We start from the raw sequence: 22,388 nt of genomic DNA, 5'->3' as shown, positions 1-22,388 counted from the left end.
TGGCCTGGGGATTGCCTAGCCACTGGGGCATGCCCAGCGCATCGCCACAACAACAAGACACGAGATCCGATCCATGCCATTCCATTCTGCTGCTGCCCTCCCGCCTGCTTGCCTGCGCTCGATCCCCGTTTAGGGGAGCGCCGATACACCACCGAATTACTGCATGCCGAGCGTGCCTGACACGCCATGGCCGCTGCTTGGCCGTTCGGTCGGCTCCGCTGGAGTCAGTGGTCGTCTTGAATGGCCTGCTTTCCAAGATCAATAAAATGGGGAAATTCCAATGAAACGCCGCACTCTCACGCCATCGAGCCTCGCGCTCGCCATCGCTGCCGCAGGCCTCGCGCAATCCGCCGTTGCCGGTGGGTTCATCGAAGACAGCAAGGCCAACCTGACCCTGCGCAACTTCTACATCAATACCGACAACCGCAACGGCACCGCCGAGCCGAGCAAGCAGGAAGAATGGGGCCAGGGCTTCCTGCTCAACTACACCTCCGGCTTCACCGAAGGCACCGTCGGTTTCGGCGTCGATGCCCTGGGCCTGCTGGGCGTGCGCCTGGACAGCGGCAAGGGCACCCACTACAACCCGAACAGCACCAACTACGCTGGCACCGTGTTCCCCACCGATGGCGACGGCCGTGCCGTGGATGACTTTGCCCACCTGGGCGCCACCGGCAAGGTGAAGGTGTCCAACACCCTGCTGCAATACGGCACCCTGCTGCCCAAGCTGCCGGTCGTGACCTACAACGACGGTCGCCTGCTGCCGCAGACCTTCGAGGGCGGCCAGGTCACCTCCAACGAGTTCAAGGACCTGACCCTGCTCGGCGGCCAACTGGAGCATGCCAAGGGCCGTAACTCGAGCAACAACGAAGGCCTGTCGATCGCTGGCGCCAACAACGCCCAGACCGGCAAGTTCGTCAACAAGTTCTACTACGGCGGCGCCGACTACAAGCTGACCAAGGACCTGACGCTGCAGTACTACTACGGCAACCTGCAGGACTTCTACAAACAGCACTTCCTCGGTCTGCAACACAACTGGGCCATCGGCCCGGGCGTGCTGAAGAGCGACCTGCGCTACTTCCACAGCAGCGACGACGGCAAGAACGGCCACGACTCGAGCTACTACACCAGCGGTTACTACGGCGGCAACACCCTCAAGGGTGAAGTCGACAACCGCGCCTGGAGCGGCCTGTTCACCTACACCGTCAGCGGCCACAGCTTCGGCGCGGGCTACCAGCAGCTCAGCGGCAACAGCGACTTCCCGTTCATCAACAACGGCGACGGCGCCACGGCCTACCTGATCACCGACGTACAGATCGGCAAGTTCCTGCGCGCCGGCGAGCGCACCTGGCAGGTTCGCTACGCCTACGACTTCGCCCAGGCCGGTCTGCCGGGCCTGACCTTCCAGACGCTCTATCTGCGCGGCGACAACATCGACACCGCCCAGGGCGACAAGAGCGAGTGGGAGCGTGACATCTCCCTGGCCTACGTGATCCCGGACGGCACCTTCAAGGGCCTGGGCTTCACCTGGAAGAACGCGGCGCTGCGCAGTGGCCTGCCAGCCGCTTCCGCTGGCAATCCGGGCACTCCGACCCAGCGCGACCAGGACGAGAACCGCCTGATCGTCAGCTACACCATCCCGCTGCTGTAATTTCCCCGGCTGAAAAGAAGCCGCCGTCCTCGCAGGAGGCGGCGGCTTTTTCGTTGTGCCTGGATGCGCAACCGGAGTGCCATTTCGGTTGAAAATTCCGGCCCTCGCTCGGTGTTCTTCCGCCAGCAATCGGAGACTTCCTATTCACTTCCATGGCATGTCGTGCCCTGCCGGAAAGCCAAGCGTGAGGCTGGTCAAAGATTGCGCAACAGACCTCTTGCCGCTGGCCTATCCGCCCTGCACGCCGGAGCCATGCACTTATCGTGGCGCCGGTCGCGCGGACCGGTGGGAGAAGCCTCGAGCAGGCTTTCCGGTGAGGGTGAGTGAAATGCGCGTCGCTCGGGAGCATCTCGCTGGACGAGGACCCGGCCGGCGCCGCAATGACAAGGCGGCGTAGATCGCCCCGTCGGGTTCCTCTCCGTCACTCCTTCCCATGGTCGTCGTGACCAACATTGCCGTCATCCCTGCCGGGCGCCCTGTGCCGCTGGCCCGATGACGCACTCACGAACCTGTCATGGGGAACCGCTATGCATTGCCGCAAACTCAAACATTCGGGCCTGGCCGTGGCCATCGCTGCCGCCGGCCTGGCCCAGGTCGCCCTGGCCGACGGCTTCATCGAAGACAGCAAGGCCAGCCTCGGCCTGCGCAACTTCTACATCAACCAGGACAACCGCAACGGCTCGGCGGCGCCGAGCAAACAAGAGGAGTGGGGGCAGGGCTTCCTGCTCAACTACGCCTCCGGCTTCACCCAGGGCACTGTCGGTTTCGGCGTCGATGCGCTGGGCCTGCTGGGCGTCAAGCTCGACAGTGGCAAGGGCAAGCACTACAACCCGGACAGCAGCAACCTGGGTGGCATAGCCTTCCCCACTGACAGCCATGGCCGCGCGGTGGACGACTTCGCCAGCCTGGGGCTGACCGGCAAGGCCAAGGTCTCGCAGACCGAATTGCGCTACGGCACGTTGCAGCCCAAGCTGCCGGTGGTGACCTACAACGACGGTCGCCTGCTGCCGCAGACCTTCAGTGGCGGCCAGGTCACTTCCAACGAGTTCAAGGACCTGACCTTCGTCGCCGGCCAGCTGGAGCACATGAAGGGGCGCAACTCGAGCAACTCCGACCAGGGGCTGTCGATCGCCGGGGCGAATGCCGGCGGCAAGTCGCAGTACGCCCAGTACACCAACAAGTTCTACTACGGCGGTGCCGACTACAAGCTGGGCAAGGACACCACGCTGCAGTACTACTACGGCAACCTGAAGGACTTCTACAAGCAGCACTTCCTCGGTCTCCAGCACAACTGGGAGATCGGCGAGGGTGTGCTCAAGAGCGACCTGCGCTACTTCCACAGCAGCAGCGACGGCAAGAACGGCAGCCACGACCCGTCCTACTACACCACCGGCTACTACGGTAACGGCCTGACCCGTGGCAAGGTCGACAACCAGGCGTTCAGCGGCCTGTTCACCTATACCATCAAGGGTCACAGCATCAGTGCCGGGCACCAGGTGCTCAAGGGCGACAGTGACTTCCCGTTCATCAACGACGGCGACGGGGCTTCTTCCTACCTGAGTACCGATGTGCAGATCGGCAAGTTCCAGCATGCCGGCGAGCGCACCTGGCAGGTTCGATACGGCTATGACTTCGCGGCGCTGGGCCTGCCGGGCCTGAACTTCCAGACCATCTACCTGCGCGGCGACAACATCGATACCGCCTACGGTGACAAGACCGAGTGGGAGCGCGACATCAGCCTGGGCTACACCATCCAGGACGGTCCGCTGAAGAACCTGGGCTTCGCCTGGAAGAACGCGTCCCTGCGCAGTGGTCTGCCGGCGTCGGCCACGCCGGGTTCCGCCACGCAGCGCGACCAGGACGAGAACCGCCTGATCGTCAGCTACAGCATTCCGCTGCTGTAACCCTGCAGGGTTTCCCTCCGCAACATGAAAAGGCCGTCGCTCCTTCCGGGGCGACGGCCTTTTTACTCGCTTCAGCGAATCAGCGCTTTTGCGGCGCCGGCTGCTGCTGGGTGATGCAGTGGATGTTGCCGCCACCCAGGAGAATCTCCCGGCCGGGCACCATGACGATCTCGTGCTCGGGGAAGATGCGCTTGAGGGTCGCCTCGGCTTCGGCGTCCGCCGGGTCGTCGAAGCGCGGGGCGATGATGCCGCCGTTGACGATCAGGAAGTTGACGTAGGAGCCGGCCAGGCGGATCGACGGATCGCGCGGCTGGGTGCCGATCACCAGGTCGATGCCTTCGCACTCGGCTTCGGTGGCATGGATCGGGCCGGGGATGACGATCTTGTGCACGGTCAGCTGGCGGCCCTTGGCGTCACGGGCGGTTTCCAGCACGCGCATGGCGGCCTGGCAGCGCTCGTAGTTCGGATCGTTGACGTCGTCGGTCCAGGCCAGCAGTACTTCGCCGGGGCGCACGTAGCAGCAGAAGTTGTCGACGTGGCCGTCGGTCTCGTCGTTGAACAGGCCGTCCGGCAGCCAGATCACGGTGTCGATGGCCAGGTGCTCGCGCAGCACGGCCTCGATTTCCTCGCGGCTCATGTGCGGGTTGCGGTTGTGGTTGAGCAGGCATTCCTCGGTGGTGATCAGGGTGCCTTCGCCGTCCACGTGGATGGAGCCGCCTTCCAGCACGAAGCCTTCGGTGCGGTAGCCGTCGCAGCGCTCGATGCCGAGGATCTTGCTCGCCACCTGGTCGTCGCGGTGCCAGGGGAAGTACAGGCCGCCTTCCAGGCCACCCCAGGCGTTGAAGGTCCAGTCCACGCCGCGCACATCGCCCTGGTCGTTGATGACGAAGGTCGGGCCGGTGTCGCGCACCCAGGCATCGTCATTGCTGATCTCCACCACGCGGATGTTGGCCGCGTCGGCCAGCTGCGCGCGGGCGTTCTCGTACTGGCCGGCGGAAACGCCGACGGTCACCGGCTCGAAGCGGGCGATGGCGCGGGCCACGGCGCTGAAGGCGGCCTGCGCGGGCTTGCCGCCCAGGCGCCAGTTGTCCGGACGCTCGGGCCAGACCATCCAGGTCTGGGTCTGGGGTTCCCATTCCGCAGGCATGCGGAAGCCATCGGCGCGGGGAGTGCTGGTCAGCGTGGTCATGGGGCGGTCCTTGAGGGTTGCTTCGCAGGATGGGGCGCACGCGGATACTTATCGATGGGTATCGCTGCGCTCCTCCCATCCTACGCAATGGGTTGTGTCATTCGAGGGGGCGTCGCCGTCGAGTGCCGCGAGCGGCCAGTATAGGTCGCTCGGCAAGGCTCCGCGGCGATACGTCCACAGGTAGGAGCGTTTATAGCCGATAAAAATCGGTTTATGAAGTGCGAAATTGAAATATTTCGCCCTGCTATCCGGATTTTTATCGGATAAAAATCGATTATTTAAGGGGCGTTGGCCGTTTTGGCAGGCAGGGCGGCAGGTACAGCGAGAGGTAGGCGTCAATCACCCGCATGCCTTCTTCGGCCAGGCGCTCGGTGATTTTCCCGTGGCGTTGCACGGAGAGGGCGTAGACGCGGTCGCCCAGTTCGATGGCCAGGCTGAAGACCTCGAGGTCCTGCGGCAGGGGCGGCAGCTCGAAGTGGCGCTCGAACAGCTGGCGCATCGCCGCGCCCAGTTGCACGTCGTGCTGGCTGTCGGCCTGGGTGACTTCGGCGAGGCCGTGGCTGGCGAGGATCAGCTGCCGCGCGGCGGCGTCCTCGGCATATACGGCCAGGGTGCGCTGCTCCACCAGCCGTGCGAGGTCGCGCCAGTCGCGCAGGGCGGCGTGGTCGACGGGTTGCTCCAGGCAGGCGCGGAAGGCGGCGTGAACGTCGCTGGTCAGGCCCTGCAGCAGGGCCGGCACGCTGGGGAAGAAGTGGTAGACGGATGAGGGTGGGATCTCCGCGCGCTCGGCCACCGCGTAGATCGACAGGCCCGCCGCGCCGCTCTCGGCCAGCAGGGAGCGGGCAGCCTGGAGGATCACGTTGATGCGTGCCTGGCTGCTGGCGCGGGGCTTGCGGGTGGGAGAGGGTGCGGGCATGACGACCTCCGGAGCTGGGCGGCTATTGGACGCCAGCTCCGGGGCGCTCGGCAAGTCAGCTGCCGCCGGCGCGCAGCTTGCCCCAGACCTCGGTGATCACGGGTGCGGTCTTCTCCGGTGCGGTTTCCAGGGCGAACAGGCGGCGCTTGGTCTCCTGGTCCGGATAGAGGCCCGGCTGGTCGCGCAGGGCGGCGTCGAGGAACTGTGCCGAATCCTTGTTGCCGTTGGGGTACAGGGTGGCGGCGGTGATCTGCGCGGCGACCTTGGGTTGCATCAGGTAGTCGATGAACTTGAGTGCGAGGTCGGAGTGTTCGGCGCTGGCGGGGATCACCAGGTTGTCGATGAACAGCACCGAGCCCTCCTGCGGCACCACGAAGCGCACCGGCTGGCCGGCATTGGCCGCGCCGAGGGCGTCGCCGACCCAGGCCATGGCGACGCAGAGCTTGCCGCTGTTGAGGTCCTGGATGTAACGCTCGCTGTCGATGTAGCGCAGGTTCGGGCGCAGTTCGGCCAGCACCTCGCCGGCACGGCGGATCTGCGACGGGGCGCTGCGGGCGAAGTTGCGACCCTGGTAGTTCATCAGCACGGAGAAGGCTTCGTCCGGGGCGTCCAGCAGACTCATGCCGCAGGCCTTCAGGCGCTGGCTCTGCTGCGGGTCGAACATGACGCTCCAGCTGTCGGGCAGCTTGCCGCCGTAGGCCTTCTCCGCTTCGGGTTCGTTGATTGCCAGGCCCACGGCACCCCACAGGTAGGGCACGGCGTGCTGGTTGTTGGGGTCCACGGCGGCCAGCTTGCTCAGCAGCTGGGTGTCGAGGTGGCTGCGGTTGGGCAGCTTGCTGAAGTCCAGCGCCTGGATGCGCTTGTCGCGGATCAGCGCCGGCAGGTCGTTGTGCGAAGGTACCGCGACATCGATCTTCTCACCGCTCTCCAGGGCCTTCTTGACCTCTTCGGCGGTGCTGTAGGTCGTGTACTCGACCCGGATGCCGGTGTCCTTCTCGAAGTCCTTGAGCACTTCGGGAGCGATGTAGTCATTCCAGTTGTAGACGCGGATGACCTGGTCGGCCCAGGCGGACAGCGGGCACAACAGCATCAGAATCAAAGCGTACAGGCGTGGCATTGGCGATCTCCCTGAATGAACCACGTAATCAGCGGATGCGGCAGTCATTCGCCGCTCGATAGCGCGACAACAAAGACACGGCAGACGCGACGGACGCCCGGGCGGGCGGATGGAGCATCGCGGGCAGGCGGGTGCGGCGGCATGGATCGCTCTGGCGCCCCTCCTCGCCGTCACGATGTCGCTGTCCCCGGATGTGCCAGAGGCACAAGAAAACGCCGGCACAGGGCCGGCGTTTCGTTTACCACTTATACGGTGTGCAAGTACCAGTTGTACTCGAGGTCGGAGATCGAATACTCGAACTCCTGCATCTCATGCTCCTTGCACGCGACGAAGATGTCGATGTACTCGGGGCTGATGTACTTGTTCATCACGTCGCTGTCGTCCAGCTCGCGCAGGGCATCGCGCAGGTTGTTCGGCAGGCTCTGTTCCAGCTGCTCGTAGGCGTTGCCTTCGATCGGCGCGCCCGGCTCGACCTTATTGGTCAGGCCGTGGTGGATGCCTGCCAGTACCGCCGAGAGCAGCAGGTACGGGTTGGCATCGGCACCGGCGACGCGGTGTTCCAGGCGCACCGCTTCCGGAGTGCCGGTGGGTACGCGCAGCGCGACGGTACGGTTGTCCAGGCCCCAGCTCGGTGCGTTCGGCACGAAGAAGGCCGAACCGAAACGGCGGTACGAGTTGACGTTCGGGCAGAGGAACGCCATCGACGCCGGCAGGGTCTCCAGCACACCGCCGATCGCGTGGCGCAACGCGGCGTTCTGCTCGGGATCCTCGCTGGTGAAGATGTTCTTGCCGTCCTTGTCGAGCAGCGAGACGTGGACGTGCAGACCATTGCCAGCCTGACCCGGGTAGGGCTTGGCCATGAAGGTCGAGTCCATCTCGTGGTCGTAGGCGACGTTCTTGATCAGGCGCTTGAGCAGGACCGCGTAGTCGCAGGCCTTCAGGGCGTCGTCAACGTGGTGCATGTTGACTTCGAACTGGGCCGGGGCGCTTTCCTTGACGATGGCGTCGGCCGGGATGCCCTGGGCGCGGGCGCCGTCGATGATGTCCTGCAGGCAGTCGGCGTACTCGTCGAGGTCGTCGATGGAGTAGACCTGGACCGATTGCGGACGCTTGCCGGAAATCGGCGAGCGCGGCGGCTGCGGGCGGCCGTTCACGTTCTCCTGGTCGATCAGGTAGAACTCCAGCTCGAAGGCCGCGACGATGGTCAGGCCGATGTCGGTGAACTTCTGCACGACTTGGCGCAGCACTTCACGCGGGTCGGCGAAGAACGGCGTGCGTTCTTCCATCTCGTGCATGGTCATCAGCAGCTGCGCGGTGGGGCGCTTCTGCCAGGGTTCCATGGAGAGAGTATTGGGGATTGGGAAGCAGACGCGATCCGCGTCGCCAATGTCCAGGCCGAGGCCGGTGCTTTCTACCGTGGAGCCGGTGATGTCGAGAGCGAAGAGAGAGGCGGGGAGGTTGATGCCTTTCTCATAGACTTTGGGCAGGTTGGTGCGTTCGATGCGCTTGCCGCGGACCACACCATTCATGTCTGCAATAAGGAGGTCGACGAATTGGACCTCGGGGTGTTCCTTCAGGAACTCACTCGCTTCTTCGAGCGACACGGCACTCTGGGGTACCGACATGATGTAACACCTTTATTGTTAAAAATTTCAATCATTCGAAAGCTGAGGTGTGAGTCAATCCGAATTGGCAAGGGTTGTCAATGTCGCACCAAAGTGGGGCGCACCAGTCCTGATGGGCCGTTTTTGGGGCGTTTCGGGCCGCTTTTGTTAAGCGGAGAGCCTTTGTTGGCGGGCTGTTCAGTGGGGCGTGTTTGATTTTTTACATGGCTATTGTGTAAAAAAATGAACAAGGCTAAGCTCGGCCTCAAGCCCATAACACTTACAAACACGGGTGTCCCATGTCTCGCCTGCCGTTAATCGGCGTGTCCGCCTGCCTCAAGCAGATCGGTTCCAAACCCTACCATGTTGCTGGCGACAAATACCTCAGAGCTGTGATCTCAGGGGCCTCGGGCATTCCGTTGATCATTCCCTCCCTGGGCGATGCGATCGACCAGGAAGACATGCTGGCCGCGTTCGACGGTCTGCTCTTCACAGGCTCGGCGTCGAACGTGGAGCCTCATCATTATAGTGGCTCCGCAAGCGAAGCCGGCACTGCTCATGATTCCGCACGCGACAGTACGACGCTGCCGCTGATCCGCCGCGCAGTCTCGGCCGGAATTCCGGTGCTGGGCATCTGCCGCGGCTTCCAGGAAATGAACGTCGCCTTCGGCGGCTCGCTGCACCAGAAGGTGCACGAGGCCCCGGGCTTCATGGATCACCGCGAACCCGCGGGTGAGCCGATCGAAATCCAATATGGGCTGCGGCACGTCGTCGATGTGCAGCCGGGCGGCGTTTTCGCCGGTATCGGGCTACCCTCGCAGTTCCAGGTCAACTCTATTCACGGCCAGGGCGTTGATCGTCTGGCGCCCGGCCTTCGTGTAGAAGCTCTGGCGCCTGACGGGTTGGTTGAAGCCTTCTCCGTCGAAGGTGCGGCCTTCGCCGTCGGGGTGCAGTGGCACCCGGAATGGCAGGTCGAAACGAACCCCAACTATCTCGCTATCTTCCAGGCATTCGGCAAAGCCTGCAGCAAGAGGGCGGGGAACCGCTGAGTCCGGCGTTGGGGCCGGGCTCTCAAACCCTGAGGTCTTTATGACTAGCACGTTAGACCAGCTGAGCAGCTGGTTGAAGGAACGCAAGATCACCGAAGTGGAATGCATGATCGCCGACCTGACCGGGATTGCCCGGGGCAAGATCGCGCCGACCGCAAAATTCCTCAACGAGAAGGGCATGCGCCTGCCGGAGAGCGTTCTCCTCCAGACCGTGACCGGTGATTACGTCGAGGACGACATCTATTACGACCTGCTGGACCCGGCCGACATCGATATGGTCTGCCGCCCGGACGAGAATGCCGTATTCCTCGTCCCCTGGGCCATCGAGCCGACCGCGATGGTCATCCACGATACCTACGACAAGCTGGGCAACCCCATCGAGCTGTCGCCGCGCAACGTCCTCAAGCGCGTGCTCAAGCTGTACGCCGACAAGGGCTGGAGGCCCATCGTGGCGCCGGAGATGGAGTTCTACCTGACCAAGCGCAGCGACGATCCCGACTACCCGCTGCAGGCTCCCATCGGCCGCTCCGGTCGCCAGGAGACCGGCCGCCAATCCTTCTCCATCGACGCGGCGAACGAATTCGACCCGCTGTTCGAGGACATGTACGACTGGTGCGAACTGCAGGGCCTGGATCTGGACACCCTGATCCATGAAGAAGGCACCGCGCAGATGGAAATCAACTTCCGTCACGGCGATGCCCTGGACCTGGCCGACCAGATCGTGGTGTTCAAGCGCACCATGCGCGAGGCCGCGCTCAAGCACAACGTGGCGGCCACCTTCATGGCCAAGCCGATGACCGGCGAGCCGGGCAGTGCCATGCACCTGCACCAGAGCATCGTCGACATCAAGACAGGCAAGAACATCTTCTCCAACGCCGATGGCAGCATGAGCGAGCTGTTCCTGCACCACATCGGCGGCCTGCAGAAGCTGATCCCCGAGGCGCTGCCGCTGTTCGCCCCGAACGTCAACTCGTTCCGCCGCTTCCTGCCCGATACCTCGGCGCCGGTGAACGTGGAGTGGGGCGAGGAGAACCGCACCGTGGGCCTGCGCGTACCGGACTCCACCCCGGACAACCGCCGCGTGGAGAACCGCCTGGCCGGTGCCGACGCCAACCCCTATCTGGCCCTGGCCGCGAGCCTGCTGTGTGGCTACATCGGCATGGTCGAAGGTTTCAAACCCAGTGCCCAGGTCAAGGGCCGTGGCTACGAACGGCGTAACCTGCGCCTGCCGCTGACCATCGAGGCCGCACTGGAGTGCATGGAAGGCAGCAAGACCCTGGAGAAATACCTGGGCGACAAGTTCATCCGAGGCTACGTCGCGGTAAAGCGCGCCGAGCACGAGAACTTCAAGCGAGTAATCAGTTCCTGGGAGCGTGAGTTCCTCCTGCTTTCTGTCTGATCGGCGTGGGGTCCGGCGCGTGGCCGGGCCCCGTGTTTCTTAGAAAAGAGGTTTTATCAAGATGACTAACCAGACCAGCGCCAACACCCAACACTGGCAGGCGCTCAGCCGCGATCACCACCTGGCTCCGTTCACCGACTACAAGCAGCTGAACGAGAAGGGTGCGCGCATCATCACCAAGGCCGAAGGCGTGTACCTGTGGGACAGCGAGGGCAACAAGATCCTCGACGGCATGGCTGGCCTGTGGTGCGTGAACGTCGGCTACGGTCGCAAGGAACTGGCTGAAGTCGCCTACAAGCAGATGCAGGAACTGCCCTACTACAACCTGTTCTTCCAGACCGCCCACCCGCCGGTGCTGGAGCTGTCCAAGGCGATCGCCGATATCGCCCCCGAGGGCATGAACCACGTGTTCTTCACCGGTTCGGGCTCGGAATCCAACGACACTGTGCTGCGCATGGTCCGCCACTACTGGACCATCAAGGGTCAGCCGCAGAAGAAAGTCGTCATCGGCCGCTGGAACGGCTACCACGGCTCCACCGTCGCCGGCGTCAGCCTGGGCGGCATGAAGGCGCTGCACGAGCAGGGCGACCTGCCGATCCCCGGCATCGAGCACATCGCCCAGCCCTACTGGTTCGGCGAGGGCGGCGACATGGACCCGGAAGAGTTCGGCGTCTGGGCGGCCGAGCAACTGGAGAAGAAGATCCTCGAAGTCGGCGAAGACAAGGTCGCCGCCTTCATCGCCGAGCCCCTGCAGGGCGCCGGCGGCGTGATCATTCCGCCGAAAACCTACTGGCCGAAGATCCGCGAGATCCTCGCCAAGTACGACATCCTGTTCATCGCCGACGAAGTCATCTGCGGCTTCGGCCGTACCGGCGAATGGTTCGGTAGCCAGTACTTCGGCAACGCCCCGGACCTGATGCCGATCGCCAAGGGATTGACCAGCGGCTACGTCCCCATGGGCGGCGTGATCGTTCGCGACGAGATCGTCCATACCCTGAATGAGGGTGGGGAGTTCTACCACGGCTTCACTTACTCTGGTCACCCGGTGGCCGCCGCGGTGGCGCTGGAGAACATCCGCATCCTGCGCGAAGAGAAGATCGTCGAGAAGGTGAAGGCCGAAACGGCACCGTATTTGCAGCAGCGCTGGCAAGAGCTGGCCGACCATCCCCTGGTGGGCGAAGCCCGCGGGGTAGGCCTGGTGGCAGCACTGGAGCTGGTGAAGAACAAGAAGACCCGCGAGCGCTTCGAAGGCAAGGGTGTCGGGATGCTGTGCCGCGAGCACTGCTTCCGCAACGGTCTGATCATGCGCGCGGTAGGAGACACTATGATTATCTCGCCGCCGCTGGTGATCGAGAAATCGCAGATCGATGACCTGATCACCCTGGCGCGCAAGTGCCTCGATCAAACCGCCGCAGCCGTTCTGTCTTGAGTCTTTCACCGGACCTTTGACAGACTGCGCCTGTGCGTTGGCCAGGCTCACCGGGTGGTGACGGAAGGAGATGTCCACGCCACCCGGAACATCAAGAAAAACAACTGGAGCTACCCGCATGTTCAAGACCTTCGGCAAATCCCTGCTCGCTGTAACGCTGGCAGGCGCTGTGGCTGGTATGGCGCAGGCAGATGACAAGGTGCTGCACGTTTACAACTGGTCGGACTACATCGCGCCGGACACGGTCGACAAGTTCACCAAGGAAACCGGAATCAAGGTCGTCTACGACGTCTACGACAGCAACGAAGTGCTGGAAGCCAAGCTGCTGGCTGGCAAGTCGGGCTACGACATCGTGGTGCCGTCCAACTCCTTCCTGGCCAAGCAGATCAAGGCGGGCGTGTACCAGCCGCTGGACAAGTCCAAGCTGCCGAACTGGAAGAACCTCAACCCCGACCTGATGAAGACCCTGGAAATCAGCGACCCGGGTAACCAGTACGCCATCCCTTACCTGTGGGGCACCATCGGCATCGGCTACAACCCGGACAAGGTCAAGGCCGCGCTGGGCGACAACGCCCCGGTGGATTCCTGGGACCTGGTGTTCAAGCCGGAAAACATCCAGAAGCTGAAGGCGTGTGGCGTGAGCTTCCTCGACTCGCCGACCGAGATGATCCCGGCCGCCCTGCACTACCTGGGCTACAAGCCCGATAGCCAGGACCCGAAAGAGCTGAAGGAAGCCGAAGCGCTATTCCTGAAGATCCGTCCGTACATCTCCTACTTCCACTCCTCCAAGTACATCTCCGACATCGCCAACGGCAACATCTGCGTGGCCATCGGTTACTCGGGCGACGTGTACCAGGCCAAGGCCCGCGCTGAAGAAGCCAAGAACAAGGTCACCGTGAACTACAACATTCCCAAGGAAGGTGCCGGCGCGTTCTTCGACACCGTCGCCATTCCGAAGGATGCCGAGAACTCCGAAGCCGCGCTCAAGTGGGTCAACTTCCTCCTCGAGCCGAAGGTCATCGCCGAGATCAGCGATACCGTGTCCTACCCGAACGGCAACGCCGCCGCGACCCCGCTGGTGAGCGAGGCCATTCGCAAGGACCCGGGCATCTACCCGACCGACGAAGTGATGAAGAAGCTGTACGCCTTCCCGGACCTGCCGGCGAAGACCCAGCGTCTGATGACCCGCAGCTGGACCACCATCAAGTCCGGCAAGTAATCGGGTAGTCGCTGCCGCCTGGCGCGGCAGCAGATGGTCCGGGCAAGCGGCGGGGGAGTGCGCTCCCTCGCCCGCTACCGGCAGCAACAAACAGCTTCCATCGGTGGAATGGCTGCGCAAGCCCCCGGCGCTCTCGTGCTGATGGAGGGTTCGGCGCTATCCACGGACCGGCCGTCGAAACCCCGGCAGCAACCGACTGAAGTCGCAATAAACAACGAGAGGACTCACGTGTGCGTATTCCCTTCCGCAGAACCCTGATCGCTGCAGTCTCCGTCCTCGGCCTGGCTTCGCAGGTTCAGGCGCAGGAGACCGTCCACATCTACAACTGGTCGGACTACATCGGTGAAACCACCCTCGCCGATTTCGAGAAGGAAACCGGGATCAAGCCGGTCTACGACGTCTTCGACTCCAACGAAACCCTGGAAGGCAAGCTGCTGGCCGGTCGCACCGGCTATGACGTGGTCGTGCCGTCCAACCACTTCCTCGGTCGCCAGATCAAGGCCGGCGCGTTCCAGAAGCTGGACAAGAGCCAGCTGCCGAACTCGTCGAACCTCGATGCGCACCTGATGAAGCAGCTCGAGGCGAATGACCCGGGCAACCTGTACGGCGTGCCGTACCTGTGGGGCACCAACGGCATCGGCTACAACGTCGAGAAGGTCAAGGCCGTGCTGGGTGTCGACAAGATCGATTCGTGGGCTGTCCTCTTCGAGCCCGAGAACATGAAGAAGCTCAGCCAGTGCGGCGTCGCCTTCCTCGATTCGGGCGACGAGATGATGCCGGCTGTGCTCAAGTACCTGGGGCTGGACCCCAACAGCACCAACCCGGAGGACTACAAGAAGGTGGAAGACAAGCTGATGGCGGTGCGTCCGTACGTCACCTACTTCCATTCCTCCAAATACATTTCCGACCTGGCCAACGGCAACATCTGTGTCGCGGCCGGTTTCTCCGGTGACGTATTCCAGGCCGCCAACCGCGCCAAGGAAGCCGGCAAGGGCGTGAACATCGCCTACGCCATTCCCAAGGAAGGCGCCAACCTCTGGTTCGACATCCTCGCGATCCCGAAGGACGCCTCCAACCCGAAGGCGGCCCACGCGTTCATCAACTACCTGCTCAAGCCCGAAGTGATCGCCAAGGTCAGCGATTACGTCGGTTACGCCAACCCGAACCCCAAGGCTGGCGAATTCATGGATGAGTCCGTGCGCAACAATCCTGAGGTGTACCCACCCCAGGAGGTTCTCGACAAACTCTTCGTGCAGCATGAGCTGCCGCCGAAGGTCCTGCGCCTCATGACCCGTTCCTGGACCAAGATCAAATCGGGCAAGTAAGACGGGTTTCCCCCCATCCGTCCGCGCGGGCACGGAGCGTCGCGGAGCCCCTCGAAAGGCTCCGTGGCGCACGTAAACTGCGCCAGCCCTGAGTAATACCAAGCATGCCCGGCCGCGGGGGCCGGGCCTCTATGATTTGGGAGTTGTGGTAATGGCAATAGCCTCCGGTGCCTACAAGAAAGCCTTGAGTGGCGACCAGAAGCCGAAAGAGGTTCTGGTAAAAATCGACCGGGTCAGCAAGCAGTTCGATGAAACGCTGGCAGTGGACAGCGTGACGCTGGACATCAAGAAGGGCGAAATCTTCGCCCTGCTCGGTGGTTCGGGTTCGGGCAAGTCGACCCTGCTTCGCATGCTGGCTGGTTTCGAGCGTCCCACTGAAGGTCGCATCTTCCTCGATGGCCAGGACATTACCGACCTGCCGCCCTATGAGCGGCCGATCAACATGATGTTCCAGTCCTACGCCCTGTTCCCCCACATGAGCGTGGCGCAGAACATCGCCTTCGGCCTGAAGCAGGACGGCCTGCCCAAGGCGGAAATCGACAAGATCGTCGACGAGATGCTCAAGCTCGTGCAGATGACCCAGTATGCCAAGCGCAAGCCGCACCAGCTCTCCGGCGGCCAGCGTCAGCGCGTGGCCCTGGCCCGCTCCCTGGCCAAGCGTCCGAAGCTGCTGCTGCTCGACGAACCCATGGGCGCACTGGACAAGAAACTGCGTTCGCAGATGCAGCTGGAACTGGTGGAGATCATCGAGCGCGTGGGCGTGACCTGCGTGATGGTGACCCACGACCAGGAAGAGGCCATGACCATGGCCCAGCGCATCGCCATCATGCACCTGGGTTGCATCGAGCAGATCGGCAGCCCGATGGACATCTACGAGACCCCGGCCAGCCGCCTGATCTGCGAGTTCATCGGCAACGTCAACCTGTTCGACGGCGAGATCGTCGAGGACCTGCAGGACCACGCGGTGATTGCCTGCCCGCAGCTGGAAAACCCGATCTACATCGGCCACGGCATCAGCACCCGTGCCGAGAACAAGCGCATCACCTACGCGCTGCGTCCGGAAAAGGTCATGGTCAGCGCGCAGAAGCCGGAAAACCTCGAGCACGAAGGCTTCAACGTCGCCCAGGGCACGGTCCACGACATCGCCTACCTGGGCGGTCACTCGGTGTACTACATCAAGCTGGCCTCCGGCTTCATCGTCCAGGCCTTCATGGCCAACGCCGAGCGCCACGTCGCTCGCCCGACCTGGGACCAGCCGGTTTACATCAGCTGGTACGACGACAGCGGTGTGGTACTGCAATCATGAACATCAGCAAATCGCTCATGAAACGCCTGCCGAACGGCCGGCATGCCGTGATCGGTGTGCCGTTCTTCTGGCTGTTCCTGTTCTTCCTGCTGCCCTTCGCCATCGTGCTGAAGATCAGTCTGGCGGCAGCGGACGTGGCCATTCCGCCGTATACCGAGGTGTTCCAGTACGCCGACCAGACGCTCCAGGTCGTGATGAACCTGGGCAACTACCTGATGCTGACGGACGACCCGCTCTACATCGACGCCTACCTGGGCTCGCTGAAGATGGCGGCGATCAGCACCTTCCTGTGCCTGCTCATCGGATACCCGATGGCCTATGCCATCGCCCGCGCCAGCAAGGAAATGCAGACCGTCCTGCTGCTGCTGATCATGATGCCGACCTGGACGGCGATCCTGATCCGCGTGTACGCCTGGATGGGCATCCTGTCCAACAACGGCCTGCTCAACAGCTTCCTGATGTGGCTGGGCATCATCAACGAGCCGCTGACGATCCTGAACACCAACTTCGCGGTGTACATCGGCATCGTCTACTCGTACCTGCCCTTCATGGTCATGCCGCTCTACGCCAACCTGGTGAAGCACGACATGAGCCTGCTGGAAGCCGCGTCCGACCTCGGTGCGCGCAGCTTCACCAGCTTCTGGAAGATCACTGTCCCGCTGTCCAAGAACGGCATCATCGCCGGCTGCATGCTGGTGTTCATCCCGGCGGTGGGCGAGTTCGTGATCCCGGAACTGCTCGGCGGCCCCGAGACGCTGATGATCGGCAAGGTGCTGTGGCAGGAGTTCTTCAACAACCGTGACTGGCCGGTGGCGTCTGCCCTTGCCGTGGTGATGCTGCTGATCCTGATCGTGCCCATCATCCTCTTTAACAAGAACCAGGCTAAAGAGCTGGAGGGCAAGGTATGAACAAGCGTTGGTCGTTCTCCAACATTATGCTGGTGTTGGGCCTGCTCTTCATCTACGTGCCGATGATCATCCTGGTCATCTACTCCTTCAACGGCTCCAAACTGGTGACCGTGTGGGGCGGCTGGTCGGTGAAGTGGTACGTCGGCCTGCTGGACAACCAGCAACTGGTCGGTTCGGTGTTCCGCTCGCTGGAGATCGCCTGCTACACCGCGGTCTCCTCGGTGGCCCTGGGCACCCTGGCTGCTTTCGTGCTGACGCGCATCCCGCGCTTCCGTGGCCGCACGCTGTTCGGCGGCATGGTCACCGCGCCGCTGGTCATGCCCGAGGTGATCACCGGTCTGTCGCTGCTGCTGCTGTTCGTCGCCATGGCCCAGCTGATCGGCTGGCCGCAGGAGCGCGGCATCGTGACCATCTGGATCGCCCACACCAGCTTCTGCTCGTCCTACGTGGCGGTCGTGGTGTCGGCGCGCCTGCGCGAGCTGGACCTGTCCATCGAGGAAGCGGCCATGGACCTGGGCGCCAAGCCCTGGAAAGTGTTCATGCTGATCACCATCCCGATGATCGCCCCGTCGCTGGCGGCGGGCGGCATGATGTCCTTCGCGCTGTCGCTGGATGACCTGGTACTGGCCAGCTTCGTGTCCGGTCCTGGCTCCACCACCCTGCCGATGGAAGTGTTCTCCGCCGTGCGTCTGGGCGTGAAGCCGGAGATCAACGCCGTCGCCAGCCTGATCCTGCTGACCGTCTCGCTGTTCACCTTCTTCGCCTGGTACTTCACCCGTCAGGCCGAGGAACGACGCAAGCGCGCGATCCAGGAGGCCATGGAGTCCAACGCGACCGATTGGCAGAAGGGTTCGGCAGCCACCGCCTGACGCCGTCTTGTCGGCCGGTAGTATCCGGCGATTGTCGAACCACGGGCCACCTTCGGGTGGCCCGTGCTTTTTGCTCACACGTTATTCCGAAGTGCTTGGAAACTCGGGATTAATCGGAAAAATCCGTGGGTCGCAAAGACTCGCTCCCGGACGATTGCCAACTACGCTTGAAGTGTTCGGATGCGTTGTCCGGTCACCCCCCGAACCAGGACCGGGCCGCGTAGCCGGCAAACTACCAGTGACGCCTTATGGCACTCCGTGCGGGAGACGGCGCCCAATACAACACCCCGATCGTTATCCCTTGGGGAAATAACGCGCCAGGGAGCTTCGGCATCTCCCGCAGCACTCTTCTACAACGCACCAATGAAAAACCCCGCAGGAGCGGGGGTTTTTCATTTCTGCTGATTCTTGTCGAGGACGCTTCAGCGACGTACGGGAATCAGCCGCAGGACGCCCCTGGTGTTGGCTTTCACCTCGTTGTCGTCGTAGTGCTGGGGCAAGTACTGGCCTTCGATGTAGGCCTCTGCCTGGTCGTCATAGTGCTTGTCGAAAGGCACGCCGCTCTGGCCCACCGGGTTGATGCCCAGGCTATGGGCCGGGTCGGCGAAATCGATCAGGCGACGGGTCGACGGGCCGTAGACCACCTGCCAGGGCGCCGGGCCGACGCGGTGCGACAGGTTGTTGGGCACCTCGTGGCCGCCAGGAGCGGCGAACGGGCCGACATTGAAGAGGCGGTCCAGCGGCTTCTGCTGGCCCAGCGGGTGGCCATGGGTGAGGGTGTGCGCCTTGCCCCATTGCCACTGCTTCGAGTCCTGGCCGAGGGTGGCACGCAAGTGCGCCAGGCTGTCCTTCCAGGCGGCCTTGACGGTATCGGCGCGGGTCTCCTTCTGCGGCGTCTTGCGGTTGTCCCACCAGGGCGAATTCTCGTCGGCGGCCAAGCGCGGCAGGGCCACGTCGAGCACGCGGGTGGACAACAGGTTGTCGAAAAAGGCGTCGCCCATCTCGTCGCGCATGGCGCCGTCGGCGACCTGGTAGAGGAACTGGTTGAACACGGTGGCGGTCACCGAGTCCAGCGGATGGTCGCCCTGCCAGTTGGCCAGGCTCTCCACCAGTGCCTTCTCTTCGTCGGTTGCGGCGGCTTCGCGCAGGATCGGCAACAGCGGCTTGAGGAAGCGCGGGCCATAGCCGGTGGCGGTGTCCAGTTGCAGCGCCTGGCTGTTCTGCAGGTCCCACTTCACGGAAGTGTCGGACAGGCGCTTGTTCAACTGCTGACCGCGATCGGGCAGGTTGTAGTAACCGGGCACCGGGCGACCATTGGCCGGCACCGGCTGGAAGTTGGCAGAGACGATGTAGCCGCGCGCCGGGTTCTCTTCCTGCGGGTTTTCGCTGAAGGGATAGAAGCCGCTCTTGTCGGCCTGGCCGCTGGCGCCGTCGAGCAGGAAGTTCGGGTTGACCCCGTCCGGGCGCACCGGCAGCTGCGCCGAGGCCCACCAGCCGATATCACCCCGGGCATTGGCCCAGACCACGTTGAGGCCTGGCGACTGGATCTTCGAGGCCGCCGTGCGTGCCTTGGCCAGGGTGTCGGCGCGGTTCAGCTCGTAAAAGGCGTCGAGGATCGGGTTCCGGGTTTCCAGGAAGGCCCACCACATGGATACCGGCGTCTTGCCCGAGGCGGTGCCCAGCGCATCGTTGACCAGCGGGCCATGGGGCGAGCTGCGCAGGGTGATCTTCACCGGCGCCTCGCCCTTCACCGCGATGCTCTGCTCCTCGCTCTTGAGGTCCACCCACTGGCCGTGATACCAGACCTGGTTGGGGTTGTCCGGGTTGACCTTCTCGGCGACCAGGTCGACATCGTCGTTCTGGAACATGGTCAGGCTCCAGCCGAACTGCAGGTTGTGGCCGAGCGAGGCGAAGGGGTTGAGCGCCTGGTAGTGGCCGTACAGCTCGAAGCCCGGCGCGCTGGCCTGCATCTCGTACCACACCGCCGGCACGGCAAAGCGGATGTGCGGGTCGCCCGCCAGCAGCGGCTTGCCGCTCCTGGTGCGGCTACCGGAAACGGCCCAGGCGTTGCTGCCCTCGAACTGCGGCAGGCCGGCCTTTTCCAGTGCGGCGTGGCTCAGGCGGGCGATGGCGCTCAGGTCCTGCCAGTCGGCGGCGGCCAGCGCCTTGGGAGTCATCACGCCTTCGGGGTGCCAGTCGAGGTCGAAGACCTTCAGGTAGTCCGCGCCCAGCTCGTCGCGCACGTAGGTCAGCACCGGCTCGGTGCGGAAGGCGGCGGCGAAGCTGTAGGCCATGTAGCCGGCGACGCTGACGGTGTCCTCGGGCGTGAACGGGCGCTTGGCAATGCCGAGGACGTCGAACTCCACCGGACGCGGATGGCTGTCCTGGAACTGGTTGACGCCATCGAGGTAGGCGACCAGCGCCTTCCAGGCCGGGGAATTCTTGTCCTGCCTGGCGACGTATTCGGCGGCGTGGTCGCGGATGCGCAGGCTGCGGAACATGCGGTCGGTGTCCACCAGCTTGGGCCCGAGCACCTCGGCCAGCTCGCCGCGGGACAGGCGCCGCAGGATTTCCATCTGGAACAGGCGGTCCTGGGCGTGGACATAGCCGATCGCCCGGTACATGTCCTCCTCGCTGCCGGCCTTGATGTGCGGCACGCCGCGCTCGTCGTAGCGAACCGTGACTTCGCTGGCGAGGCCGGCCAGGGGCAATTGTCCGTCGCGTACCGGCTGCTTGCCGTGCAGGTACCAGCCGCCAGCGGCCGTTGCAGCGGCGATGACGACAGCGAGGACAGTCAAAGTGCGTTTCATGCGGCAACTCCTTGTTGTTATGGGGCGATTCTGCAGTGGTTGCCGCTCGCCGCTCATTGACCAAACATCTCTCGGCTGGAATTCTCTGGTCAATCCCAGGAGTGACCATGGCCGCCCCCGAGCTGAATTTTCCCGATACCCCGGCGCTGACCCAGTCAGCCACCCTGCGCCGCCAGCTGTACGAGGCGCTCTCGGTGCTGGGCTTCGACCCCACCGACATCTATCGCCAGGCCTTGCAGAAGGTGCGGCTTCCGCCGCCGGCGCAGAGCGGTCGCCTGGTGCACGACGACGCCCCCTTGTTCTGGACGACGCTTGACGAGATTACCGGTGACGCCGACATCGGCCTGCACCTGGGAGAGGCGATGAAGCCGCGCCTGCTGGATGTGGTCGGCTACCTGCTGATGGCCAGCAGCGACCTGCGCGAGGCGCTGCACAGCTTCCTGCGCTTCCAGCACATCCTCTCCGGCGGCTTTGCCGCGCAGATGCGCGAGGAGGGCGAGCAGGTCCGGCTGATCCTCGACCTCAACTACCTGGGCAGCAGCAACCTGCGTCAGCAGATGGAGTGCCTGATGCTGCTGTTCCTCAAGCTGCTGGCGCTGATCACCGACGACGAGTTCCGTGTCCAGGCCATCGAGTTCCGCCATCCGCAGCCGCGCCGTTTGAGCGAGCACCGACGGCTGTTCGGCCTGGCGCCGAGCTTCGGCAGGCCCAATGATGCGCTGCTGTTCGACCGCGCCCTGCTGGCCAGGCCGTCTCGCACCGGCAACCCGGTACTCCATCGTTTGCTCACCGAGCACGCGCGCGAGCAGCTGGGCACGTTGGACGAGAACGACCTGCTCAATCGCCTGCGCTACCTGATCGCAATCCGGCTGGGGGAGGGAGAGTGCACCCTGCAAAGCTGTGCGCGCGAATTGGGTGTGCGCGCCGGGCTGCTGCAGCGCAACCTGGCAAGCCGGGCGCAGACGTTCAGGGAAGTGCGCGAGGAGGTCCGCCGGCAGCGCGCCGCGCAGTTGCTGGAGCAGGGCGAGGCGATACGCGAGGTAGCGCGGGCCTGTGGTTTTGCCGAGTTGTCGCCGTTCTATCGGGCATTCAGGCGCTGGTACTCGATGCCGCCCGAGCGCTATCGCCAGCGTCTGCAGGGCGGCACCGAAGGCTGAGGGTTATTCGGCCAGCGGGATCTCGCGGCTCACTTCCAGCAGCGCCATGGCGTCGAGCTGGTCCTCGATCTGCAGGAAGCGCAGGGCGCGCTGTGGAGAGACTTCCTTGGCGATGCGCTTGAGGTACTTCTCCTTGAGGTCCTGACGGTCGTCCTGCAGCTCCAGCACCTGCTTCTGCAACTTGGCCGCGTCGTCGTTGCTTACCGAGCCGGTGTTATAGCTGTTGGCGTAGTCGATGATGATCGCCAGGGTCTGCTTGCTCAGCTTGTCCGCCTCGGTGCGGTAGCTGTTGTAGATAGGCCAGAACTTCTCGGTTTCCTGCGGGGTGAGCTTCATGTTGGCTTCGACGATGCGCTTGCGCTTGTAGTCGATGTCGGCGATGCGGTTGTTGATGGCCTGCTTGTGTTGCTCCATCACCTGTTTGCTGTTGGGCGCATCTTCGGCGTGGGCGGCCAGGGGCAGGACAAACCCGGTGGAGAGGGCGGCGCAGAAGGCGAGGGCGGAATGAAGACGCATGCGAAAAGCTCCTTGGTAGCGAG

General features: G+C 63.6%; 17 protein-coding genes. 11 read left to right on the top strand and 6 right to left on the bottom strand.

All coding sequences use genetic code 11. The features are described 5' to 3' along the window. Window positions 1-280: 280 nt before the first annotated feature. Entirely contained in the window at window positions 281-1,648 is a 1,368-nt protein-coding gene (locus MJ122_RS21165; protein ID WP_239745936.1) for an OprD family porin, read from the top strand. 527 nt (window positions 1,649-2,175) lie between these two features. Next, window positions 2,176-3,552 carry an OprD family porin gene (locus MJ122_RS21160; protein ID WP_239745935.1) on the top strand — a complete coding sequence of 459 codons (1,377 nt, stop codon included), beginning with the start codon at window positions 2,176-2,178 and terminating at the stop codon, window positions 3,550-3,552. 79 nt (window positions 3,553-3,631) lie between these two features. Here the strand turns inward: MJ122_RS21160 and aguA are convergent, their stop codons facing one another. The 4 genes from aguA to MJ122_RS21140 form a co-directional block, all read right to left on the bottom strand. Continuing rightward, window positions 3,632-4,741, bottom strand: a complete 1,110-nt coding sequence (gene aguA / locus MJ122_RS21155) for an agmatine deiminase (RefSeq protein ID WP_088420020.1) — start codon at window positions 4,739-4,741, stop codon at window positions 3,632-3,634. A gap of 274 nt (window positions 4,742-5,015) precedes the next feature. Beyond that, window positions 5,016-5,657: a TetR/AcrR family transcriptional regulator gene (locus tag MJ122_RS21150; RefSeq protein WP_239745934.1), complete on the bottom strand. Its 642-nt coding sequence runs from the start codon at window positions 5,655-5,657 to the stop codon at window positions 5,016-5,018. Window positions 5,658-5,712: 55 nt separating this feature from the next. Next, window positions 5,713-6,774 carry a polyamine ABC transporter substrate-binding protein gene (locus MJ122_RS21145; RefSeq protein WP_239745933.1) on the bottom strand — a complete coding sequence of 354 codons (1,062 nt, stop codon included), beginning with the start codon at window positions 6,772-6,774 and terminating at the stop codon, window positions 5,713-5,715. A gap of 245 nt (window positions 6,775-7,019) precedes the next feature. Continuing rightward, window positions 7,020-8,399 carry a glutamine synthetase family protein gene (locus MJ122_RS21140; protein WP_017520803.1) on the bottom strand — a complete coding sequence of 460 codons (1,380 nt, stop codon included), beginning with the start codon at window positions 8,397-8,399 and terminating at the stop codon, window positions 7,020-7,022. Between the two features lie 278 nt (window positions 8,400-8,677). On the opposite strand from MJ122_RS21140, the gene MJ122_RS21135 reads away from it, so the two are divergent. From MJ122_RS21135 to MJ122_RS21100, 8 genes are all read left to right on the top strand, one after another. Further along, window positions 8,678-9,427 (top strand): gamma-glutamyl-gamma-aminobutyrate hydrolase family protein, encoded by a 750-nt coding sequence (locus MJ122_RS21135; RefSeq protein ID WP_088420026.1) that lies wholly within the window; start codon window positions 8,678-8,680, stop codon window positions 9,425-9,427. 40 nt (window positions 9,428-9,467) lie between these two features. Next, complete coding sequence (locus tag MJ122_RS21130) at window positions 9,468-10,826, top strand: glutamine synthetase family protein (protein ID WP_088420028.1); 1,359 nt, start codon at window positions 9,468-9,470, stop codon at window positions 10,824-10,826. 61 nt (window positions 10,827-10,887) lie between these two features. Further along, window positions 10,888-12,255 (top strand): aspartate aminotransferase family protein, encoded by a 1,368-nt coding sequence (locus tag MJ122_RS21125; protein ID WP_239745932.1) that lies wholly within the window; start codon window positions 10,888-10,890, stop codon window positions 12,253-12,255. 118 nt (window positions 12,256-12,373) lie between these two features. Continuing rightward, window positions 12,374-13,474 carry a polyamine ABC transporter substrate-binding protein gene (locus MJ122_RS21120; RefSeq protein ID WP_088420032.1) on the top strand — a complete coding sequence of 367 codons (1,101 nt, stop codon included), beginning with the start codon at window positions 12,374-12,376 and terminating at the stop codon, window positions 13,472-13,474. 236 nt (window positions 13,475-13,710) lie between these two features. Beyond that, window positions 13,711-14,799, top strand: coding sequence for a polyamine ABC transporter substrate-binding protein (locus MJ122_RS21115; protein WP_345772983.1), 1,089 nt, complete (start codon window positions 13,711-13,713; stop codon window positions 14,797-14,799). Window positions 14,800-14,950: 151 nt separating this feature from the next. Continuing rightward, a complete protein-coding gene (gene potA / locus MJ122_RS21110; protein WP_017520809.1) occupies window positions 14,951-16,105 on the top strand; it encodes a polyamine ABC transporter ATP-binding protein in 1,155 nt (384 codons plus the stop codon). A 26-nt stretch (window positions 16,106-16,131) separates the two neighbouring features. Further along, entirely contained in the window at window positions 16,132-17,013 is an 882-nt protein-coding gene (locus MJ122_RS21105; RefSeq protein WP_085988864.1) for an ABC transporter permease subunit, read from the top strand. Next, the gene (locus MJ122_RS21100) at window positions 17,010-17,882 is read left to right on the top strand and encodes an ABC transporter permease subunit (RefSeq protein ID WP_017520811.1); all 873 of its coding nucleotides are present in this window, start codon (window positions 17,010-17,012) and stop codon (window positions 17,880-17,882) included. Before MJ122_RS21105 ends, MJ122_RS21100 begins: the two co-directional genes overlap by 4 nt. A 422-nt stretch (window positions 17,883-18,304) precedes the next feature. On the opposite strand, the gene MJ122_RS21095 is transcribed toward MJ122_RS21100, so the two are convergent. After that, window positions 18,305-20,692 carry a penicillin acylase family protein gene (locus MJ122_RS21095; RefSeq protein WP_239745930.1) on the bottom strand — a complete coding sequence of 796 codons (2,388 nt, stop codon included), beginning with the start codon at window positions 20,690-20,692 and terminating at the stop codon, window positions 18,305-18,307. A gap of 107 nt (window positions 20,693-20,799) precedes the next feature. On the opposite strand from MJ122_RS21095, the gene MJ122_RS21090 reads away from it, so the two are divergent. After that, window positions 20,800-21,849, top strand: coding sequence for an AraC family transcriptional regulator (locus MJ122_RS21090; protein ID WP_239745929.1), 1,050 nt, complete (start codon window positions 20,800-20,802; stop codon window positions 21,847-21,849). 3 nt (window positions 21,850-21,852) lie between these two features. Here the strand turns inward: MJ122_RS21090 and MJ122_RS21085 are convergent, their stop codons facing one another. After that, complete coding sequence (locus MJ122_RS21085) at window positions 21,853-22,365, bottom strand: hypothetical protein (RefSeq protein ID WP_017520814.1); 513 nt, start codon at window positions 22,363-22,365, stop codon at window positions 21,853-21,855. Window positions 22,366-22,388 lie beyond the last annotated feature (23 nt).

Origin of the sequence: Pseudomonas sp. DP-17 (assembly GCF_022380625.1) — a bacterium.
In the GTDB taxonomy this organism is placed as follows: domain Bacteria; phylum Pseudomonadota; class Gammaproteobacteria; order Pseudomonadales; family Pseudomonadaceae; genus Pseudomonas; species Pseudomonas nitroreducens_A.
Note: the sequence above shows the minus strand (reverse complement) of the source record. Positions and strands in the feature narration are given on the sequence as shown.

Excerpts from the sequence above, each read along its gene's own strand:
- MJ122_RS21165 (WP_239745936.1), top strand. The coding sequence starts at position 281 with ATGAAACGCCGCACTCTCACGCCATCGAGCCTCGCGCTCGCCATCGCT.
- MJ122_RS21160 (WP_239745935.1), top strand. The coding sequence starts at position 2,176 with ATGCATTGCCGCAAACTCAAACATTCGGGCCTGGCCGTGGCCATCGCT.
- aguA (WP_088420020.1), bottom strand. The coding sequence starts at position 4,741 with ATGACCACGCTGACCAGCACTCCCCGCGCCGATGGCTTCCGCATGCCT.
- MJ122_RS21150 (WP_239745934.1), bottom strand. The coding sequence starts at position 5,657 with ATGCCCGCACCCTCTCCCACCCGCAAGCCCCGCGCCAGCAGCCAGGCA.
- MJ122_RS21145 (WP_239745933.1), bottom strand. The coding sequence starts at position 6,774 with ATGCCACGCCTGTACGCTTTGATTCTGATGCTGTTGTGCCCGCTGTCC.
- MJ122_RS21140 (WP_017520803.1), bottom strand. The coding sequence starts at position 8,399 with ATGTCGGTACCCCAGAGTGCCGTGTCGCTCGAAGAAGCGAGTGAGTTC.
- MJ122_RS21135 (WP_088420026.1), top strand. The coding sequence starts at position 8,678 with ATGTCTCGCCTGCCGTTAATCGGCGTGTCCGCCTGCCTCAAGCAGATC.
- MJ122_RS21130 (WP_088420028.1), top strand. The coding sequence starts at position 9,468 with ATGACTAGCACGTTAGACCAGCTGAGCAGCTGGTTGAAGGAACGCAAG.
- MJ122_RS21125 (WP_239745932.1), top strand. The coding sequence starts at position 10,888 with ATGACTAACCAGACCAGCGCCAACACCCAACACTGGCAGGCGCTCAGC.
- MJ122_RS21120 (WP_088420032.1), top strand. The coding sequence starts at position 12,374 with ATGTTCAAGACCTTCGGCAAATCCCTGCTCGCTGTAACGCTGGCAGGC.
- potA (WP_017520809.1), top strand. The coding sequence starts at position 14,951 with ATGGCAATAGCCTCCGGTGCCTACAAGAAAGCCTTGAGTGGCGACCAG.
- MJ122_RS21100 (WP_017520811.1), top strand. The coding sequence starts at position 17,010 with ATGAACAAGCGTTGGTCGTTCTCCAACATTATGCTGGTGTTGGGCCTG.
- MJ122_RS21095 (WP_239745930.1), bottom strand. The coding sequence starts at position 20,692 with ATGAAACGCACTTTGACTGTCCTCGCTGTCGTCATCGCCGCTGCAACG.
- MJ122_RS21090 (WP_239745929.1), top strand. The coding sequence starts at position 20,800 with ATGGCCGCCCCCGAGCTGAATTTTCCCGATACCCCGGCGCTGACCCAG.
- MJ122_RS21085 (WP_017520814.1), bottom strand. The coding sequence starts at position 22,365 with ATGCGTCTTCATTCCGCCCTCGCCTTCTGCGCCGCCCTCTCCACCGGG.